General features: G+C 62.8%; 16 protein-coding genes and 1 pseudogene. 10 read left to right on the forward strand and 7 right to left on the reverse strand.

From position 1 onward, the window contains the following. Positions 1-123: 123 nt before the first annotated feature. Entirely contained in the window at positions 124-456 is a 333-nt protein-coding gene (locus ACLHZ1_RS18480; RefSeq protein WP_427263253.1) for a cupin domain-containing protein, read from the reverse strand. 200 nt (positions 457-656) lie between these two features. Between ACLHZ1_RS18480 and ACLHZ1_RS18485 the strand changes: the two genes are divergently transcribed. The 5 genes from ACLHZ1_RS18485 (at position 657) to ACLHZ1_RS18505 (ending at position 5,905) form a co-directional block, all read left to right on the forward strand. Beyond that, positions 657-2,015 (forward strand): NCS2 family permease, encoded by a 1,359-nt coding sequence (locus tag ACLHZ1_RS18485; protein WP_427263254.1) that lies wholly within the window; start codon positions 657-659, stop codon positions 2,013-2,015. Positions 2,016-2,244: 229 nt separating this feature from the next. Continuing rightward, complete coding sequence (gene dhaK, locus ACLHZ1_RS18490; RefSeq protein ID WP_427263255.1) at positions 2,245-3,315, forward strand: dihydroxyacetone kinase subunit DhaK; 1,071 nt, start codon at positions 2,245-2,247, stop codon at positions 3,313-3,315. A gap of 9 nt (positions 3,316-3,324) precedes the next feature. Continuing rightward, positions 3,325-3,954, forward strand: coding sequence for a dihydroxyacetone kinase subunit DhaL (gene dhaL / locus ACLHZ1_RS18495; protein ID WP_427263256.1), 630 nt, complete (start codon positions 3,325-3,327; stop codon positions 3,952-3,954). Position 3,955: 1 nt separating this feature from the next. Continuing rightward, complete coding sequence (gene dhaM / locus ACLHZ1_RS18500) at positions 3,956-4,672, forward strand: dihydroxyacetone kinase phosphoryl donor subunit DhaM (RefSeq protein WP_427263257.1); 717 nt, start codon at positions 3,956-3,958, stop codon at positions 4,670-4,672. Positions 4,673-4,822: 150 nt separating this feature from the next. Then, entirely contained in the window at positions 4,823-5,905 is a 1,083-nt protein-coding gene (locus tag ACLHZ1_RS18505; protein WP_427263258.1) for a glycerol dehydrogenase, read from the forward strand. A gap of 88 nt (positions 5,906-5,993) precedes the next feature. Here the strand turns inward: ACLHZ1_RS18505 and dhaR are convergent, their stop codons facing one another. Continuing rightward, positions 5,994-7,895 carry a dihydroxyacetone kinase operon transcriptional regulator DhaR gene (gene dhaR / locus ACLHZ1_RS18510; RefSeq protein ID WP_427263279.1) on the reverse strand — a complete coding sequence of 634 codons (1,902 nt, stop codon included), beginning with the start codon at positions 7,893-7,895 and terminating at the stop codon, positions 5,994-5,996. A 455-nt stretch (positions 7,896-8,350) separates the two neighbouring features. On the opposite strand from dhaR, the gene ACLHZ1_RS18515 reads away from it, so the two are divergent. Continuing rightward, positions 8,351-9,001: a hypothetical protein gene (locus tag ACLHZ1_RS18515; RefSeq protein ID WP_427263259.1), complete on the forward strand. Its 651-nt coding sequence runs from the start codon at positions 8,351-8,353 to the stop codon at positions 8,999-9,001. A gap of 317 nt (positions 9,002-9,318) precedes the next feature. Here the strand turns inward: ACLHZ1_RS18515 and ydiK are convergent, their stop codons facing one another. Together ydiK and ACLHZ1_RS18525 are read right to left on the reverse strand one after the other, a co-directional pair. Beyond that, positions 9,319-10,410, reverse strand: coding sequence for an AI-2E family transporter YdiK (ydiK, locus tag ACLHZ1_RS18520; protein WP_427263260.1), 1,092 nt, complete (start codon positions 10,408-10,410; stop codon positions 9,319-9,321). Continuing rightward, complete coding sequence (locus ACLHZ1_RS18525) at positions 10,407-11,786, reverse strand: bifunctional NUDIX hydrolase/phosphatase PAP2 family protein (RefSeq protein WP_427263261.1); 1,380 nt, start codon at positions 11,784-11,786, stop codon at positions 10,407-10,409. Before ACLHZ1_RS18525 ends, ydiK begins: the two co-directional genes overlap by 4 nt. Positions 11,787-11,956: 170 nt before the next feature. On the opposite strand from ACLHZ1_RS18525, the gene ACLHZ1_RS18530 reads away from it, so the two are divergent. Further along, entirely contained in the window at positions 11,957-12,337 is a 381-nt protein-coding gene (locus tag ACLHZ1_RS18530; RefSeq protein WP_408797144.1) for a hypothetical protein, read from the forward strand. Positions 12,338-12,566: 229 nt separating this feature from the next. Here the strand turns inward: ACLHZ1_RS18530 and ACLHZ1_RS18535 are convergent, their stop codons facing one another. Both ACLHZ1_RS18535 and ACLHZ1_RS18540 read right to left on the reverse strand, forming a co-directional pair. Beyond that, entirely contained in the window at positions 12,567-13,340 is a 774-nt protein-coding gene (locus tag ACLHZ1_RS18535) for a substrate-binding periplasmic protein (RefSeq protein ID WP_427263262.1), read from the reverse strand. Between the two features lie 70 nt (positions 13,341-13,410). After that, positions 13,411-14,382, reverse strand: a complete 972-nt coding sequence (locus ACLHZ1_RS18540; protein WP_427263263.1) for a hypothetical protein — start codon at positions 14,380-14,382, stop codon at positions 13,411-13,413. A 210-nt stretch (positions 14,383-14,592) separates the two neighbouring features. On the opposite strand from ACLHZ1_RS18540, the gene ACLHZ1_RS18545 reads away from it, so the two are divergent. Continuing rightward, complete coding sequence (locus tag ACLHZ1_RS18545) at positions 14,593-14,904, forward strand: DUF1496 domain-containing protein (RefSeq protein WP_427263264.1); 312 nt, start codon at positions 14,593-14,595, stop codon at positions 14,902-14,904. Between the two features lie 360 nt (positions 14,905-15,264). Here ACLHZ1_RS18545 and ACLHZ1_RS18550 read toward each other — a convergent pair whose 3' ends face one another. Then, positions 15,265-16,713 carry a catalase gene (locus tag ACLHZ1_RS18550; protein WP_427263265.1) on the reverse strand — a complete coding sequence of 483 codons (1,449 nt, stop codon included), beginning with the start codon at positions 16,711-16,713 and terminating at the stop codon, positions 15,265-15,267. 161 nt (positions 16,714-16,874) lie between these two features. Between ACLHZ1_RS18550 and ACLHZ1_RS18555 the strand changes: the two are divergent. Further along, positions 16,875-17,360: pseudogene (locus ACLHZ1_RS18555) on the forward strand (GNAT family N-acetyltransferase). Then, positions 17,357-18,214 carry an AraC family transcriptional regulator gene (locus ACLHZ1_RS18560; RefSeq protein ID WP_427263266.1) on the forward strand — a complete coding sequence of 286 codons (858 nt, stop codon included), beginning with the start codon at positions 17,357-17,359 and terminating at the stop codon, positions 18,212-18,214. Before ACLHZ1_RS18555 ends, ACLHZ1_RS18560 begins: the two are co-directional and overlap by 4 nt. Positions 18,215-18,249: the final 35 nt, after the last annotated feature.

Genomic DNA, 18,249 nt, shown 5'->3' on the forward strand with positions numbered 1-18,249 from the left:
TCTGACGGCGCTTACTGCTGAATTCACTGTCGGCGAAGGTAAGTTGATGACTCATGATGAACCCTGTTCCATGGCTCCAGATGACAAACATGATCTCATATCAGGGACTTGTTCGCACCTTCCCTAGTAGTAGATACAGAGCCAGACGGTGATATCGGTCGGGTGGGTCCACTCCACCCTGTGCTGAAGGTGCGCGGGAATATTGATGTAATCTCCTGGTCCCAGATGCACCCGCTCCTGTACCCCGGTATCCGGGGTGATAAAGATCAGGATGGCTTCCCCCTGCACCAGCAATACCCATTCATGTTCATCCTGATCGAACCACTCTCCGGTGGGGGTCTGTTGCCCCTGGGAGAGGATGCGCTCGATGCGAAAGTGATTGGTGCTGACCAGGTCGGTGAATATCTCATTGGGCAGGGGGGAGGGGATCTGGCCAAGCAGGTTGCCTGTGTGCATGGGCTTGTCTCCGGCTGATGGGGGCTAGTAAGAGTGTAGAAGCTGAAGGGGAGCTTCCCATCTGGAATTACAGGCCTCGAATGAGGCTTTAAATGGAAAAGTTCGGTAAGATGCGCCCTAACTCGCTGCAATTTCGCCAAATTCTTGCTATTTTGCGCGCCAGCAAGCAAACGATTTCCTTCACACATTCAGGATGAACTATGGCAACGCAAGAAATGACGGCCCGCGCCGGCAATGGCGGGTTTCTGGATTCCTATTTCTCCATCACCCAGCGTGGCAGCACAGTCCGCCAGGAGTTGCTGGCCGGACTGACCACCTTCCTGGCCATGGTCTACAGCATCATAGTGGTGCCGAACATGCTGGGTGCTGCCGGTTTTGAGCAGGGCCCCGTCTTCGTGGCGACCTGCTTGATCGCCGCCTTCGGCTCCCTGCTGATGGGCCTCTGGGCCAAGCTGCCGATGGCCATAGGTTGTGCCATCTCCCTCACCGCCTTTACCGCCTTCAGTCTGGTACTGGGTCAGGGACTGAGCATTCCGGTCGCGCTGGGTGCCATCTTCCTGATGGGTGTGCTGTTTACCCTGATCAGTGTCACCGGCGTGCGCCAGTGGATCCTGGATAACCTCCCCTCCGGCATCGCCCACGGTACCGGCATAGGTATAGGTCTGTTCCTGCTGCTGATCGCCACCAACGGCGTTGGCATGGTGATCAAGAACGAAGGGGCCGGTCTGCCGGTGCAACTGGGTGAAGTGACCTCCTTCCCTGTCATCATGACGGTGCTGGGTCTGGCTGCCATCTTCGGTCTGGAGCGTCGCAAGGTGCCGGGCGGCATCCTGATGGTGATCATCGCCATCTCCATTCTCGGCCTCATCTTCGACCCGAAAGTGACCTGGCAGGGCTTCTTCGCCATGCCGAGCCTGACCGGAGAGAAGGGCTCTCTGGTGGGCAGCATGGATCTGCTGGGCGCTCTCAATCCGGTGGTTATTCCCACCGTACTGGCTCTGGTGATGACAGCCGTGTTTGACGCGACCGGCACCATACGTGCCGTGGCCGGTCAGGCGGGCCTCATCAACGAGCGTGGCCACATCATCAGCGGCGGCAAGGCCCTGACTGCCGACTCCGTCAGCAGCATGGTGGCTGGCGTGGTGGGTGGTGCTCCGGCTGCCGTCTACATCGAATCCGCCGCTGGTACCGCAGCCGGTGGCAAAACCGGTCTGACCGCTGCACTGGTTGGCGTGCTCTTCCTGCTGATGATCTTCCTCTCCCCGCTGAGCTATCTGGTACCGGCTTACGCCACAGCACCGGCCCTGATGTACGTCGGTCTGCTGATGCTGGGCAACGTCACCAAGCTGGACTTCAGCGATTCGGTCGATGCTCTCGCCGGCATGCTGTGCGCCGTCTTCATAGTGCTGACCTGCAACATAGTCACCGGCATCATGCTGGGCTTCGTGGCGCTGGTCGTGGGTCGTCTGTTTGCTGCCGAGTGGAAGAAACTCAACATCGGTACCGTCATCATCGCCGTGGCGTTGGTGATCTTCTATGCCGGTGGCTGGGCCATCTAAGGCTTCCGGTGATAGCGAAGGGCCCTGCGGGGCCCTTTTTCATGGCTGTGAGGCCGCTAACAGTTTCCCGCCCGTTTACCTCTCGCTGTTTCAGATTGAAACACCAATGACCCTTCTTCTGTTTCAAATCCGAACCAAACAGGCCGTCATTTTTCTCCCGATTTATCCCGTTAGACTGGCTTCATCAACCATCTGCCTACCCGTGCGGTGGCAAGCCAAGGAGTGAGCCATGAAGAAGCTGATCAATGCCGTCGATGCCGTGGTCCGTGAACAACTGATGGGGATGGCTGCCGCCCACCCCGAGCTCAAGGTCCGTATTGAACCCCACTACATCACCCGCGCCGACTCCCCCGTGATGGGCAAGGTGGCGCTGGTCTCCGGCGGTGGCAGCGGCCACGAGCCGATGCACGGCGGTCTGGTGGGCAAAGGGATGCTGGATGGTGCCTGCCCCGGCGAGATTTTTACCTCGCCGACCCCGGATCAGATGTACGAGTGCGGTCAGGCCGTTGATGGCGGCGCAGGCGTGCTGTTCCTGGTGAAGAACTACACCGGCGACGTGCTCAACTTCGAGACCGCAGTCGAGCTGCTGCACGGCGACGGGGTCAAGGTGGGTTTCTCGCTGATCGATGACGACGTGGCGGTCAAAGACAGCCTCTATACCGCCGGTCGCCGTGGCGTTGCCACCACAGTGTTGTGCGAAAAACTGGTGGGGGCCGCCGCCGAAGCGGGCTATGACCTGAGTCGTTGCGAAGCACTGGCCCGTCGCATCAACAACCAGAGCCGCACCATAGGCGTCGCCATGCACGCCTGTACAGTGCCTGCCGCCGGCAAGCCCTCCTTCACCCTGGCGGACAACGAGATGGAGTTCGGCGTCGGTATCCACGGCGAGCCGGGCATCGAACGTCGCCCCTTCACCGACCTCAATACTCTGGTGGACGACATGTTCAGCGAGCTTGCTGACAACACCCCCTATGGCCGCACCCTGCGCCACTGGGACAGAGCCTCCGGCAGCTGGCAGGAAGAGCACACCTTCATCGAGCCGCTGAATGCGGGCGATCGAGTCATCGCGCTGGTCAACAGTCTCGGCGGCACCCCCATCTCCGAGCTCTATGGCGTCTATGGTCGCCTCGCCACCCTGTGCGAAGAGGCAGGCATCCATCTGGTGCGCAACCTGATTGGCCCCTACTGCACCTCCCTCGACATGACCGGCATATCCATCACCTTGCTCAAGGTGGATGATGAACTGATGACCCTGTGGGATGCCCCCGTTCACACCCCCGCCCTGCGTCGCGGTTGCTAAGGAGAACCCATGTTAAGCAAGCATCAGATCGTCAACTGGCTGCTCGACTGCGAACAGATCTTTACCGAGCAGCGTGACTACCTCACTGCGCTGGATACCGACATCGGCGACGGCGACCACGGCCTCAACATGCAGCGCGGCTTTGCCAAGGTAGCCGAGAAGCTGCCGGCTGTGGCGGACAAGGATATCGGGCAGGTACTGAAAACCACCGGCATGACATTGCTCTCCTCGGTCGGCGGTGCCAGCGGCCCCCTCTACGGCACCTTCTTTATCCGGGCGGCGGCCAGTACCGACGCCTGCCAGAGCCTCAGCCTCAGTCAGCTGTGCAAAATGCTCAGTGACGGTGTGGAGGGCATTGTTTCTCGCGGCCGTGCCGAGCCGGGCGACAAGACCATGTGCGATGCCTGGTGGCCAGCCCTGGCTGCCCTGCAACAGGCGCAGCAGCAAGAGCTGCCGCTCAACGATGCGCTGGACAAGGCGGTGGCAGCCGCGGCAGCCGGTACCGAGGCCACCATACAGATGCAGGCCCGCAAGGGGCGCGCCAGCTATCTTGGCGAGCGCAGCATCGGCCATCAGGATGCAGGAGCCACCTCGACCCTGCTGCTGCTGACCGCCCTGCGTGACAGAGCGAGGTTGTGACATGATCGGAATCGTAGTTGTCTCTCACAGCGCCATGCTGGCGGCCGGCTTGAAAGCGCTGGCCGACCAGCTCGGCAGCCCGGCCCGATTGCTGCTGGCGGCCGGTGTGGATGACCCCGACCACCCCATAGGCACCGATGCCATCGCGGTGATGAGTGCGATTGAAGAAGCGGACGACGGCAGCGGCGTGCTGGTGCTGATGGATTTGGGCAGCGCCCTCTTGAGCGCCGAGACCGCCCTCGAACTGCTGCCCCCGGAGCTGAGCGCTAGGGTGCGGCTCTGCCCCGCCCCGCTGGTCGAGGGCACCCTGGCCGCCGTGGTAGCGGCCGGTTCCGGCCTGACGCTGGATGAGGTGGCCGCCGAGGCACTCGGCGCGCTGGGCCCGAAACAGGCGATGCTGCCTGCCAGCCCAGCGCAGGCCGCCACCGAGACGGCTCCCGTTGCCGACGACGGTTGGCTGCGCTGCGAGGTGGTGGTGGATAACCCCCACGGCCTGCATGTGCGTCCCGCAGCCCGACTGGTGGCCGCCCTCAAGCCCTTTGCCGCTGAACTCAAGTTGCAAAAGGGGGATAAAGAGGCCAATCCCCGCAGCCTGACCCGGCTCGCCATGCTCAACGTGCGTCAGGGAGACCAGCTCACCCTGCTGGCACGCGGGGAGGATGCCGGGGCCGCCTTGGCCTGCTTCCAGCAGCTGGCCCTTGATCGCTTCGGCGACTGATCTGCCAGCTTCAAGGCGCTGCACTCGCTCGCTGAGCCTGTGCAGCGCCACTGTCGTGCAAGTAAAAGACGAAGGAGTCCCCGGCACAGCCGCCCCTTCGCCCCTGTTAGTTTCAAAAGACGTCTTATGAACTAGAGAGAGGGATAGAATATGGACCGCATCATCATCAGCCCCAGCAAATACGTGCAAGGCAACGGGGCCCTTGCCAATATCGGCAACTACGTCAAAGCGCTCGGCAGCAAGCCGCTGATCCTGGCCGACGCCTTCGTCACCAAGCTGGTAGGCGATACCGTGGCCACCAGCTTCCACGGCGCCGGTATCAAACCCGAGTTCGACTGCTTCAACGGCGAGTGCTCCCGCCCCGAGATCGACCGCCTGCTGGCTCGCTGCAAGCAGACCCCGTTTGACGTCATCATCGGCATCGGCGGCGGCAAGACGCTGGATACCGCCAAGTCGGTCGCCTTCTACCAGAAGGTGCCGGTGGTCATAGTGCCGACCATCGCCTCCACCGATGCCCCCACCAGCGCGCTGGCGGTCATCTACACCCCACAAGGGCAGTTCAGCGAATACCTGATGATCCCGACCAACCCCAACATGGTCATCATGGATACCGGCGTGGTCTCCCGCGCCCCGGTGCGCCTCTTGGTCTCCGGCATGGGGGATGCGCTCTCCACCTACTTCGAGGCGCGCGCCAACAAGGTCTCCGGTTGCCAGACCATGGCCGGTGGCGCTTCTACTCTGGCGGCGCAGGCCATCGCCGAGCTCTGCTACCAGACCCTGCTGGCCGATGGCTACAAGGCCAAACTGGCGGTGGAGCAGGGGCTCTGCACCAAGGCGGTGGAGAACATCATCGAGGCCAACACCTATCTGAGCGGTATCGGCTTCGAGAGCAGCGGCCTGGCCGCCGCCCACGCCATCCACAACGGCCTGACCCAGCTGGCCGAGTGTCATCACCTCTATCACGGCGAGAAGGTGGCGTTCGGTACCCTGGTGCAGCTGGTGCTGGAGAACGCGCCGATGGCGGAGATCGAGACGGTGCTGGGCTTCTGCCGCTCTGTGGGCCTGCCGACCAACCTGCATATGATGGGGGTCAAGGAGCTGGACATGGCGCGCCTGATGGAGGTGGCCAAAGCCTCTACCGCCGAAGGGGAGACCATCCACAACATGCCGTTCAAGGTCACCGCCGAGGATGTGCTGGCGGCCATGGTCACCGCCCACCGGCTGGGGCTGTAACCGGGCCACCGCTGACCTGCCATATAATACGGCCCCGCAACTGCGGGGCCGTTTCGTTTTCTACGGGCCGGTTCGTGACGGCACTGCGTCAGCCGTGATAATCGGCGGGATCGATCTCGAGCAGCTTGAGCCGCCGCCACAGGGTGGTGCGGCTGATACCCAGATGTTGGGCCATCTGGCTCACCTGCCCCTTGCAGGCGTGGGCGCAGCGCAAGATGGCCTGGCGCTCCAGCTCCGCCAGGGTGAGCAGCGGTTGCCCCACCACCTCATCCGTCAGCAACTGATAACCGTGCCGAATGGCGGCGGGCAGCGCCTCCGGCGGGATCAACCCCTGACCGGCGTGAAGCAGGGCATGCTCGACGGCGCTGCGCAGCTCCCCCAGATTGCCGGGCCAAGGGTAGGCCAGCAGACAATCGAGGGCCGCCGGACTGAACTGGCGCACCGGTTCGCGCCCCTGCGCCCCTAGCTGCTGGCTGATAAGGCCGGGCAGATCGGCCGCGCGCTCCCGCAGCCCCGGCAGCCACAGCTCGCACGCCTGCAAGGCATAGAGCAGCTGGCGGCCAAACAGTCCCTCCTGCACCCGCTGCTCCAGCGGAGCGCTACTGGTGGCGATGATCCGCACCTTGAGCGGCAAGATGCGGGCCGAATCGAAGCGCTGAATGCGACCGGTCTTGAGCAGTTGCAGCAGCGCCGCCTGCATGGGGGCAGAGAGGCACTCCACCTGCTCCAGCACCAGGGTGCCGCCGTGGGCCAGTTCGAACTTGCCCGCCCGCTCCTGCCCCGCCTCGTCGGAGCCCATCAGCTCCAGCGCCATCCGCTCGCTCGGCAGCGCCTTGCAGTTGAGGGTAATGAGCGGCCCGGCGGCCCGTTCGCTGCCAAAGTGGATCGCCTCCGCCAGCTGGGCCTTGCCCACCTCCTCCTCGCCGCGCAGCAGGACTGGCCCCTGACTCTGGGCCGCCTGCCGGGCATAGCGCAGCAGCTTGCGCATGGCGCTCGACTCCCCCACCAGGGCAGAGAGCTCGGGCACCGTCTGGCGCAGCTGGTGAATGGCCCGCAGCCGGTCGACCGGGTGCAGCAGGGCGATAAAGCTGACCCCCTCCGGCCCCGGCAACGGCTTGAGGCTTATCAGCGCATTGATGAACTCCCCCTCCTGCGCGCCGAGCCGCTCCAGCGTCACCTCCACATGACTGAGCGGCGTCTGCCCCCTGATGGCCAGCTGCAACCGCTGGGGCAGCAGCAAATGCTGCTCCAGCGGCTGGCCGAGACAGCGCGCCGGATCGAGCCGCAGCCGCTGTGCCGCCAGCCCATTGAGGTAGCGCAGCCGACCCAGGGGATCCCAGGCCAGCACGCCGTCATCCATGCCGTCCAGCAGGGCGTAAAGTTCGCTCAGGTGGTGCTGGGACTCCTGCATCAGGGTCTCCATCTGCAGCAGATGGGCCAGCTCGCGCCCGGCGCTGACGGTGAGCGCCAGATCGCCAGCACTCGCCGCCTCCACCTTGCAGATCAAAGCGATGATGGCGACCTGACGGCCATTGCTGTTGTAGACCGGACTGGCGCAGCTGTGCCAGGGGTGCAGGGTCTGGTTGAAGTGCTGGGGGCCGCTGACGCAGAGCGGCACTCCCTCCAGCGCCGCCAGATTGATGGCATTGGTGCCGATGCGCCCCTCGCTGAAAAAGGCGCCGGGGCCAAACCCCAGCACCGCCAGCTCGCGCAGGGTGTCTGGGTGGCCGGTCTGGGCCAGCAGGCAGCCGCTCTCGTCGGTGAGCAACAGGGCGCAGGGGCGCCCCTCCATAAATTCGTAGAGATCTTCGAGGGCCATCTCGCCGGTGGTGAGCAGGTCGCGCTTGCGCTGGCGCAGGCTCTGCAGGGTCTGCCCCTTGGCGCAATGGGGCGGATGCCAGAGGGTGGCGCTGGTCTGGTGGGCGCAGCGCAGCCAGGAGGCCCGCAAGTAGTCAGGCCAGGGCTGCAATGGCTGAAGGTCAGATGGCAGGGTCACGGCAATGTCCGGCAAGATGTGAGCCGGCCATTTAACCACGGCAGCGCCCCCGATTCAGTGACCTGCCTCAGAGGGTGGCAAGCCCGCCCTCCTCCTGGTCCGGTTCACCCTCGGCAAATTGCTGACCGAGCCAGTGGCAGAAGGCGCGGTACTCTTTCGATCTTTTGATATATAACCCCGCTCACACTACTGACTTGTTTATGAAAAGGAGGCCAGATGGCGCTTTCCATTGCCGCTCCGAAAGTGTATTTTTGCTCAGTAGCAAGAAATAGAGCCAAAGGAGTATGTTGTAATAAATTATCTAATGGCATATATGGACTAGCGATACCATTATTTTAAATGGGTTTACTTTATGGCATATCAGTATGAAGCGTTTTCTAGGATATCCCCTAAAAAATTATCTTTACCATACTCCACCTAATTACTTTATATCCGAGGAGTTTTAATCATTGAAACAAACAGGAAAGATAGAGCTTTTAAAGGGCGCATTAATCCCAACAAAGCGTGGGCTTTGGTACTCAGCGTTTGAGAAATTGAGTGAGGCTCAAACTGGCATAGCGCAAATGTCAAATGCCGAAGACAGAGTTGATTACGAGTCTGGTTGGGTTCGATTTGTTGAATCACTAGAAGAATCATGGAGTAGTTTTTTTGAAGAGGGTACTCGGAACTTTAATAGTTTTCAGCCATGGGCTGGGGCAAAAGATAAAGAGCGAAAGTCTGACTCTCTTTTGAATTACCTAATTCAATCGCGCCATCAAAGCCAGCATGGAAATGTGTGTATCGAATGGGAAGAGGATAAAATTAATATTGCCCCTAACTACTTTGGACACATTAAAAACCTAAAAATATTCTCAGATGGTAGTTTTGAGGTAGATGCTAATCCTTTGGGAAATACACAGAGTATAGTAACGTTAAAAAGAGATACTGGAAGACCAAAACTCCCCACAATTGAAAACAGAAGACATAAACAAACTTATAATCCGCCGCAAAATCATTTTGATAATGATATACACACATCCTCACCTCATGATGTTGCCATAATGGCAATTGAGTATTATCTAAATATTTATAAGTCAGCATTGGTAAAATTTGGACCGTAGGTTCGATTAGCCGTAAGGCGTGATCGGACGTTCGCGTAAATCGATACCCCCGCTATCACGACCATCCATATTTTCCCTCTGCCAGATGCCGCTGATTCACGGAAACACCGGGACGGCGGCATCTCGATCGTCCGATTACGCTTCGCCAATCGAACCTGCGTGGGACGGTAATATGTGGGATATACAGCTTGGCGCGGATCAGCCAACCAGACACGATCGCTATAAACCACTATCACCACAAACCAAAGAGCCGCCCGTGTGAAGTGGGCGGCTCTTTGCATCAGCTATGGTGGCTGGCTCGTCTTGTTACCGAATAATCACTCGGCCTTGGGGGGCGCTGCGATGGCGGCCGCCTCTGGCTGGAGATCACCTTCCTTGATCCAGGCATCCAGCAGGGTGTAGCCCACCGCCAGCATCACGGGGCCGATAAAGAGCCCTATGATCCCCATGGCCAGCAGGCCGCCGATGACCCCCACCAGGATCAGGACCAGGGGCAGATCGGCGCCGCGCTTGATGAGGAAGGGGCGCAGGAAGTTGTCCATGGTGCCCGCCAGCAGGGACCAGACCAGCAGGAAGGTGCCCCAGGTGGTGTCCCCGCTCCAGTAGAGGTAGCCCACGCTGGCCAGCAGCACCGGGAAGGGGCCTATCTGGGCCACGATCAGCAGGAACATCAGCACCACCAGCACCATGACGTAGGGGATGCCGGCGATGAGCAGGCCGATGCCGGCCACCGAGGATTGCACCAGGGCGGTCACCACCACCCCCATGGCGACGGCGCGGATCGCCTGTGAAGCGAGCACTGTGGCATTGTCACCACGTTCGCCCGCCAGGCGGTGGGCGAAGCGGCGGATGCCATCGGCGGCCTTCTCCCCCGAGTGATAGAGCAGGCCGCAGATCCCCACGGTCAGCAGGAAGTGGACGAACAACAGGCCCAGATTGCCCGCCTGGGAGGCGAGCCAGCGGGCGGTCTGGCCGAAGTAGGGGGCCAGCTTGGCAAACAGCACCTGGCCACCGCTCGCCAGTATCTGCTGCCAGAACTCGAACAGCTTGTCCCCCACCAGGGGCACCTCTTGCAGCCAGAGCAGCTTGGGGGGCGGCGAGTGGCTGAGGTTGGTGCCGAACTCGATCAGCATGGGGGCCTTCTCCGCCACGTTGGCCAGGACCATGAACAGTGGGATGACGAACATCAGCAGCAGCACCAGGGTCATGAAGAGGGCGGCCAGGGCGCGCTTGCCCCACAGCAGGCGCTGCATCATCCGCATCAGGGGCCAGGTGGCGATGGTGATCATGGTGGCCCACACCAGGGCGGGCAGGAAGGGGCGCAGCACCATGAAGCAGGAGATGATGAGAATGCTGAGAAACAGCACCCCCAGGGTGATCTTGGCCAGATCCGGTTTCTTGATGGTCATGATGTTCCTTGCGGTGGGGTCATGCCCCGGTTGTGGTCATCGGTCAGGGAGAGGAGCCACCAGAAGCCATGGCTCAACCAGAGCCCCCAAAGCCCATAGAGTATGCCTTGCCCGCTCAGGATCAACTGAGAACTGGTGATGAGCTGTGGCAAACGGGCGCCAAGCAGGCCCAACAACAGGCCGCCTGACAGGGCGATCACGCCGGTCAACCAGGAACGGCGACGAGCGCGGTCGACCCGGCTCCGGCTCCCGATCAACAGGGCCAGGCTGGCGAGGGCGATGGCGAGCAGGGATGGAGATTGCAAGGCGGCGGCGCCAACACCGGCGAGGCCGGCGAGCAGCAGCCAGGGGCGCGGTCGACTGGCCAGGGGCAGCAGCCAGGGGGACAGGGCGAACAGGGTCAGCCCCAGCAGCAGGCCAACCACCACGTCCGAGATGAAATGCACTCCGAGCCAGACGCGGCCCAGGCCGGTGGCGATCCCCAGTGACAGGGCGAGCGCCAGCGCCACGCCTTGTCGTCCCGGCCAGGCCCACTTGAGCAGCAGGTCCCAACAGAGCATGGCCATGGCCGAGTGGCCGCTCGGCATGCCGAAACCGGGTACGGCATGGAGGGCAAGATCCGGCATGAAGTTGAAGGGTCTGGGCCAGGCCACGCCCTCCTTGGCGAGCTCAACCAGCAAGGAGAGCCACAGCATGGCGAACAGCAACTGCCGTGCCCTGGGCCAGCCCAGCAGGGGCAGCAAGAAGGAGATGAGCAGCAGCAGGATGGAGGGGGAGCCCGCGAGATTGGCCAGTTGCAGCCAGGGCGCCTGGGGCCCGATGAGGCTCTGTACCTGACGGATCAGGGAGAGCTCCCGGTCGTGGAGGGCACTGGCCCGGGAGCGGAAATCCACCACCCAGGTGACCTCGCTGTCAGGGAGCCCGGCGAGACGGGGGGCCAGCCAGTCGAGCTGCGCCGAAAAGCGGTGCCGATCCCGGGGCAGGGCGCCGGGGGCGATCAGCAGGGCGCTGAGCACCTCCCCATTGCGGTGGGAGGCCTGGAGCAGGGAGACGGCTCCCGTGCCCGACTGTGTGACCATGGGGTCCTGGGTCTGGCAGGCAAACAGCTCGGCGGACTGCCAGCGGCCCAGGGGGGCGACGACCCTTCCTCTGAGTCCCGTCTCTTCGAACAGCTCCCGCAAGGCCGCCTGGGGTGGTGTCTCGCCCTGGTCGATATAGCCGCCGGTCAGGCCGTAGCGTAACGAGGCCCTGTCTTGCACCAGCAGGACCCTCTCCTGGTGTTTGATGACGCACACGGCCGAAGTGGGCGTCGATTGGGCCAAAGTCGGTACGGCGGCGAACAGGGCGAGTAACAGGCAGCAAAGGTATCTGAGCATGAGGGGCGAGTCCGGGAGCAATCGCGCAAGGGTCACAGAAATCAGTCGTTTGGGCAATGTTTTCCCTGTGCATGACCCCGCTTGCCCAGGTCTGGATTGCCCTTGCCCGCCCCTGTGCCTACTATTGGCAGCTATCGTCACCCTTCATGCAGCAAACCGTGGGACTCCTCATGAAACAGTTAGGTTTTTATCTCGGCATCGGCCTCGGCGTCATCCTGATATTGTTTGGCAGTATCGTCATCTGCCAGGCCCTGCCTGCCGCACTGGACGTGCTGGAAATGCCGAGCCGCATCCCCTTCGTGCGCGAGGTCTACACCTGGCTGATGAGCAGTGCCAATGGCCTGACCGGCCAGCTGGAGCAGAACTTCCTGGAGGCGTTCCAGACCGTGCTCAAGCTGATCCTGCTCATTACCTTTATGTGGGTCTGCGTCAAGCTGGTCAACATGGGGGTGCTGATCATCCGGGCCGGGGTGGATCTCATCCGCACCGCCATCGAGCACAGTGAGCCGGCCGCCAGCAAGGACAACGAGCAGGACAACCTCTACAAATAGCAGCCTGCCCCCTCGCCGGATGAAGAAGAGGTCACCCCAGAGTGACCTCTTTGCTTGGCGCCTTCGCCTGGCGCAGAGGCGCCCGGCCTCACTCCAAGGACAACGAGCAGGACAACCTCTACAAATAGCTGCCTGCCCCCTCGCCGGATGAAGAAGAGGTCACTCCAGGGTGACCTCTTTGCTTGGCGTCTTGGCCTGGCGCCTTTGTCTGGCGTAGAGGCACCCGGCCTTACTCTATCTCGGGCAGGAGGGCATTGTTGCCCGGTGCGAATTCGTCTCGATAGCGGGCCTGCAGGGCGCGAAACGCGGGGCCTTGGCGCACCTTGTCTAGGGCTTGCTGCAGCCTGGCCACCTCGGCCGGATCCACGGCGGCATTGAAGGCGAAGCAGTTGTCCTGCCGGGCCAGCACGGCCACGGTGACGAACTGTTCCTCCGGGTAACCGAGCTGGCGGATCTGGTGTCGCAATATCACCTCGTTGCCCGCCACCAGATCGGTGCGGGCCAGCAGCAACAGGCGTGCCACCCGATCCATGCTGGGCACCGTCATCAGCTGACTCGGGGGAACGCCGCGATTGAGCAGCAGCTGCTCACCCACATCGGCCTGCATGACCCCGATCCTCAGGGCGAGCAGATCGGCCCCGCGCTGGATTGTCGGCAACGCGTCGGCCCTGGCCATCAGCACGATCCGGGCGCTGCTGATGGGGCAGACCCATTGCAGCTGAGAGGCGCGAGATGGTGTGCGCGCCGTGCTGATCAGCACGGCGTCCGGTTGCTGAGTCAGCAGATACCAGCCCCGGGCCCAGGGCTGGAACTGGATGGGGGCCTCTTCCTGACCCAGTTCCTGCCACATCAGACGCAGCACCTCTATGCTGAACCCTGTGCCGCGCCCCTCCTGGTCCTGGCCGCTGAAGGGCAGATCCTGCTCCGCGTAGTAGGTCAGGGCCGCCAGCGGCGGACTGAGCAGGGTAGCCAGCAGGCCGATGAGGGCCAGGGGGCGAGCCATGATCGCCATCCTCATCCTCTTAGTCTCCGGGCAGGAAAGGGTTGGGGCCGAGTCACGGCGCTGCACGTCCTCACTTCAGCAGTGCCTCCAGTTCGGCCTCGGCGCTGGCGCGGGCGGCGGCCTGAGGATCCTGAGCCGGTGAAACCTGGCTGCCGGCCTCGTCGGCCGTTTGGGTCACGGCCTGGGTTGCTGCTTGAGTTGCGGCTTGAGTGGTGACTTGAGCTGCCGCTGCGCTGACGCTTTGGGCAGCCTGGCTGCCAGCCTCGTCGGCCGCCTTGGTCACGGCCTGGTTTGCGGCTTGAGTGGTGACTTGAGTTGCCGCTGCGCTGGCGCTTTGGGCAGCCTGGCTGCCAGCCTCGTCGGCCGCCTTGGTCACGGCTTGAGTGGTGACTTGAGCTGCCGCTGCGCTGACGCTTTGGGCCGCCTGGCTGCCAGCCTCGTCGACCGCCTTGGTCACGGCCTGAGTTGCCGCTGCGCTGGCGCCCTCGGCTGCCTGACTGGCCTGGTTGCTGACCGCCTTGGCGGCCTGCTGGGTCGCCCCGTTGAGCAGCTCGTTGGCCGACCCTGTCATGGCTCCCTTGACGGCCTCGCTGGCCGGGGTCTGCCAGCCGCTCATCTCGCTCGGCCAGCTCGGGGTCACCTGACCCAACTGCTCACCAAACACCTCGACGGCATCCCCCTTGAGCAGCTTGACCGCCATCTGGTTGGTATCCGAGTTCCACACCAGGCCCGCCTTCTGGGCGAGGTCGGGCACCGGGGTATAGCGGGAGACCACGTAGAAGAGGGGCCCCTCCTGTTGCAGTTCGCCGGCCGTCTTGAGCAGGGCGACCGTGGTGTCATAGTTGGGGCCGAGCAGGGCCGTCATCCTGTCCTTGATGAGGGGCTGTTCGAACAGATTGACCTCGTTGGGGTCGAAACCGACCAGTGGCTTGAGCAGGGCCCACATCAACTGGCTGGAGGGGCCCATCATCAGCAGGGGAGCGACGCAGGCGGACAACATCAGGCTCAGGCAGGTCGCCTTGAGCAAGGGCATGATACGCATTGGGGGAAAATCCAAATAACGATTTGATAATTAAGGTAATCTCGGTCTCGTTCAGACCAGGTTACTGGGGTTGTGGCGGCCAATTCCTGTACAGGCTGGCGCGGCGCTCGCAGGCTACCATATTGGTTCCGGAATGCCAGATGGCGTGTCACTTATTAATCAAGTTTTCCCTCTGTCTGGTCGCCTGAAAGAGGTAACCAAGGAGTCGCGATGAAATCAGTCGTTGTCATGCTGGCCCTGCTGGGGCTAATGCTGCCGGCCATGGCCGAGCCATCCCGTCATACCATACGGGCCGGTACGGATCTGGTGCTGCCCCTGGGCGCCATGGCGGAGCGGATCTGCTGGTATGAGGGGCAGCAATATTCTCTCGGCGCCCGGATCCCCCAGGGAGAGCACGGGCTGATCTGCGCCCCCATCAATCTGCAGGAGAGCAATGGCCCCCTGGCCTGGCGTCCATTGCAAGAGGAGAGGGAGGGATCCGCCCCTCCGGCCGGGGTGGATCGCATCGAGACGCCCCGCTGAGCTTTTCTTGATCCAGCTAAAGACAGGAGCGGGAAGGCTATCGCATAATACGGCCTCGCTCACAATTGGCATGGGACCCAAGACTATGGCTCGTCGCTCTTCCATTACTCAACGTCGTCGCAATAGTTGGTGGTACAAACGCCTGCTGGTCAGGGAGCGGGCAGAGCGCGAGGCGCGGTCCGTCCGGGATTGATAGAGATTGATGAAAACGGGAACCCCAGGGTTCCCGTTTTTTATTGATCCCGCCGGGGGAGACGCTGTTGGCGACTAGCATGGCTGACCAGACTCTCCGGGGGCATGACTTGAAACGGGGGCCATCAGGCCCCCGTTTTGCTGTTGCAGATGTTGCCTGCGTACGACTCAGCGTTGCAGGGCGGCCAGGGCCAGCTCGACCCGTCTGGCGTACTCGGGGTCGGCCTGCTCAAGATGGTGGAGCTGGGCCTGGACTATGGCGTCATCTTCCACATGGATGAGGGAGCGTGCCATATTGGCGGCGAGGCGGGCGCGCTGCCCCTCGTCCATCAGGCGGAACAGATCCCCCGGCTGGCTGTAGTAGTCATCGTCGTAGTCACGAAAATCATGGTGCAGGGCGGCCCCTTCCAGACTCTGGGCCGGTTCGTGCTGCTCGCTCGGCTGCTGGGTGCCGAAGCGGTTCGGCTGGTAGTTGGGGCTGGCGCCGCCATTGCCGTCCGCCCGCATGGCGCCGTCGCGGTGGGCGCCGTGGTGGAAGGGGCAGCGCGGGGCGTTGACCGGCAGCAGGCCGTGGTTGACGCCGAGACGATAGCGCTGGGTGTCACCGTAGGAGAAGAGCCGCCCCTGCAACATGCGATCCGGCGAGAAGCCGATGCCGGGCACCACGTTGGCCGGGGTGAAGGCGGCCTGCTCCACGTGGGCGAAGTAGTTGTCCGGGTTCTGGTTAAGCTCCAGCACGCCCACCGGGATGAGCGGGTAGTCCTTGTGGGGCCACACCTTGGTGAGGTCGAACGGGTGGATCTCATAGGTCTGTGCCTCGGCCTCTGGCATCACCTGCACATAGACCTTCCAGCGCGGGAAGTCCCCCCGCTCGATGGCGTTGAACAGATCCGCCTGGCTGGTCTCTCTGTCCTGACCGACGGCGGTGGCGGCCTCTTCATCGGTGTAGAAGCTGTGGCCCTGCTCGGTCTTGAAGTGGAACTTGACCCAGAAGCGCTCGTTGGCCGAGTTGATAAAACTGAAGGTGTGGCTGCCGTAGCCGTTCATCTGCCGCAAGCTTCTGGGGATGCCGCGATCGCTGAACAGTATGGTGACCTGGTGCAGGGATTCCGGGTGGCGTGACCAGAAGTCCCAGGCGGCGGTGGCGCTGCGCAGGTTGGTGCGCGGATCCCGCTTCTGGGTGTGGATGAAGTCGGGGAATTTCAGGGGATCGCGAATGAAGAACACCGGGGTGTTGTTGCCCACAAGATCCCAGTTGCCCTGCTCGGTGTAGAACTTGAGGGCGAAGCCGCGCACGTCCCGCTCGGCGTCGGCGGCGCCCTTCTCCCCGGCCACGGTGGAGAAGCGCAGGAACACCGGGGTCTGCTTGCCGACGGCGTTGAACAGGTCGGCCTTGCTGAACTGGCTGATGTCGTGGGTGACGGTGAAGGTGCCGTAGGCGCCCGAGCCCTTGGCGTGCACCACTCGCTCGGGAATGCGCTCACGATCGAAGTGGGCGAGTTTCTCCATCAACCAGATGTCTTGCATCAGCACGGGGCCGCGGGGGCCGGCGGTGAGGCTGTTGTTGTTGTCGACGACGGGGGCGCCGTTGGCGCTGCGCAGGGTCTTGTCAGTCATGAAATCTCTCCTTGTTGAGCTGGGGCCAGCCTAAGGATCCTGCTCCCTCAGGGCCAATGGCCCTTTCCTAGCTCTTTGATAGGTATCGCAAATGACTGTGGTGGGGGGATGACCCGCCCCCGGGGATGGGGCATGATGAGGGCTAGCCAGAGGAGACCCATATGCAGATCCACATCCGTCACGCCGAGCCCGGCGACGCCCCCGCCTTGCGGGATCTCTACGCCATGCCCCAGGCTCAGGCGGGCACACTGCAACTGCCTTATCCACCCCTGAGTGTTTGGCAGCAGCGGCTGGAGAACGGCGGCCTGGTGGCGCTAGTGGCTGAGGTGGAGGGGCAGCTGGTGGGTCAGATCTCGCTCCACGGAGAGGCCAATCCCAGGCGCAGGCATGTGGCCAGCATCGGTATGGGGGTGCGGGATGACTGGACTGGCAAGGGGGTAGGTTCCGCCCTGCTGGCGGCCGTGTAGGAGATGGCGGACAACTGGCTCAACCTGCGGCGGATCGAGCTGACCGTCTACGGCGACAATCAGGGGGCCCTGGCACTCTATCGCAAGTTCGGATTCGAGCAGGAGGGGCTGGCCCGTGGTTACGCCTTCCGTGGTGGTGAGTATGTGGACGCCCTCTATATGGCCAGGATCAAGCGGTGATCGACTATCGCGAGCGCCTGACTCCGGTGCTGCGGGCACTGGAGCAGGATCCGGATCTCTCCATCGAGGCGCTGGCGAGTCGCGCCTGCCTCTCCCTCTACCACTTCCACCGGGTGTTCACCGCCGTGGTGGGGGAGGCCCCCGGCGAGATGTGTCGGCGGCTGCGGATGCAGCGGGCGGCCTGGCAGCTCTGCTACACCGATGCCAGCATCACCGCCATCGCCCTGGGGGCGGGTCTGGCCAGCTCCCAGGCCTTCGCCAAGGCGTTTCGTCGTCACTATGGCTGCACGCCAGGGGCGTTTCGCCGCGACAAGGGCAAGAACGGACACCTGGATCGCAAGGAAGGACACGCATGGCAAGGGGCGCTCCCTTATGCTGAAGACCTGTCATCAGCAAGGAGCAACACCATGAAAACTGTCGAGATGGACGCCCGCACCCTGGCCTATATCCGGGTCACCGGCCCCTATGGCGAAGGCTATGACGCCGTCTGCCATCGTCTTCACCAGTGGGCCGCGCCCCGTGGCCTGGAAGGGGGAGAGTGGATCTTCATCTACCACGACAACCCGCAAGTCACGCCGCCGGCCCAGTGCCGCACCGACATCGGCATCAGCGTGCCGGCGGGCACCCAGGGGACGGGGGAGGTGGAAACGCAACTCATCCCCGCCGGGCGCTACGCCCAGTCCCGCTATCTCATCACGGATCGCAGCCAGTACGGGCCGCGCTGGCAGGAGCATGTCGGCGATATCGTCTCCGCCGGGCTCGCCTTTGGCGACGGCCCCTGCTTCGAGCTCTACCACAGCGTCAGCAATGATCCCCTGCGCGACGACGTCAGCTTCTGTTCCAGCGTGCGCTAGGCAGGTAGCAATGAAACGAGGCGCCTGTGGGCGCC

This window comes from Aeromonas sobria, from assembly GCF_050266975.1.
Taxonomy (GTDB): domain Bacteria; phylum Pseudomonadota; class Gammaproteobacteria; order Enterobacterales; family Aeromonadaceae; genus Aeromonas; species Aeromonas sobria_B.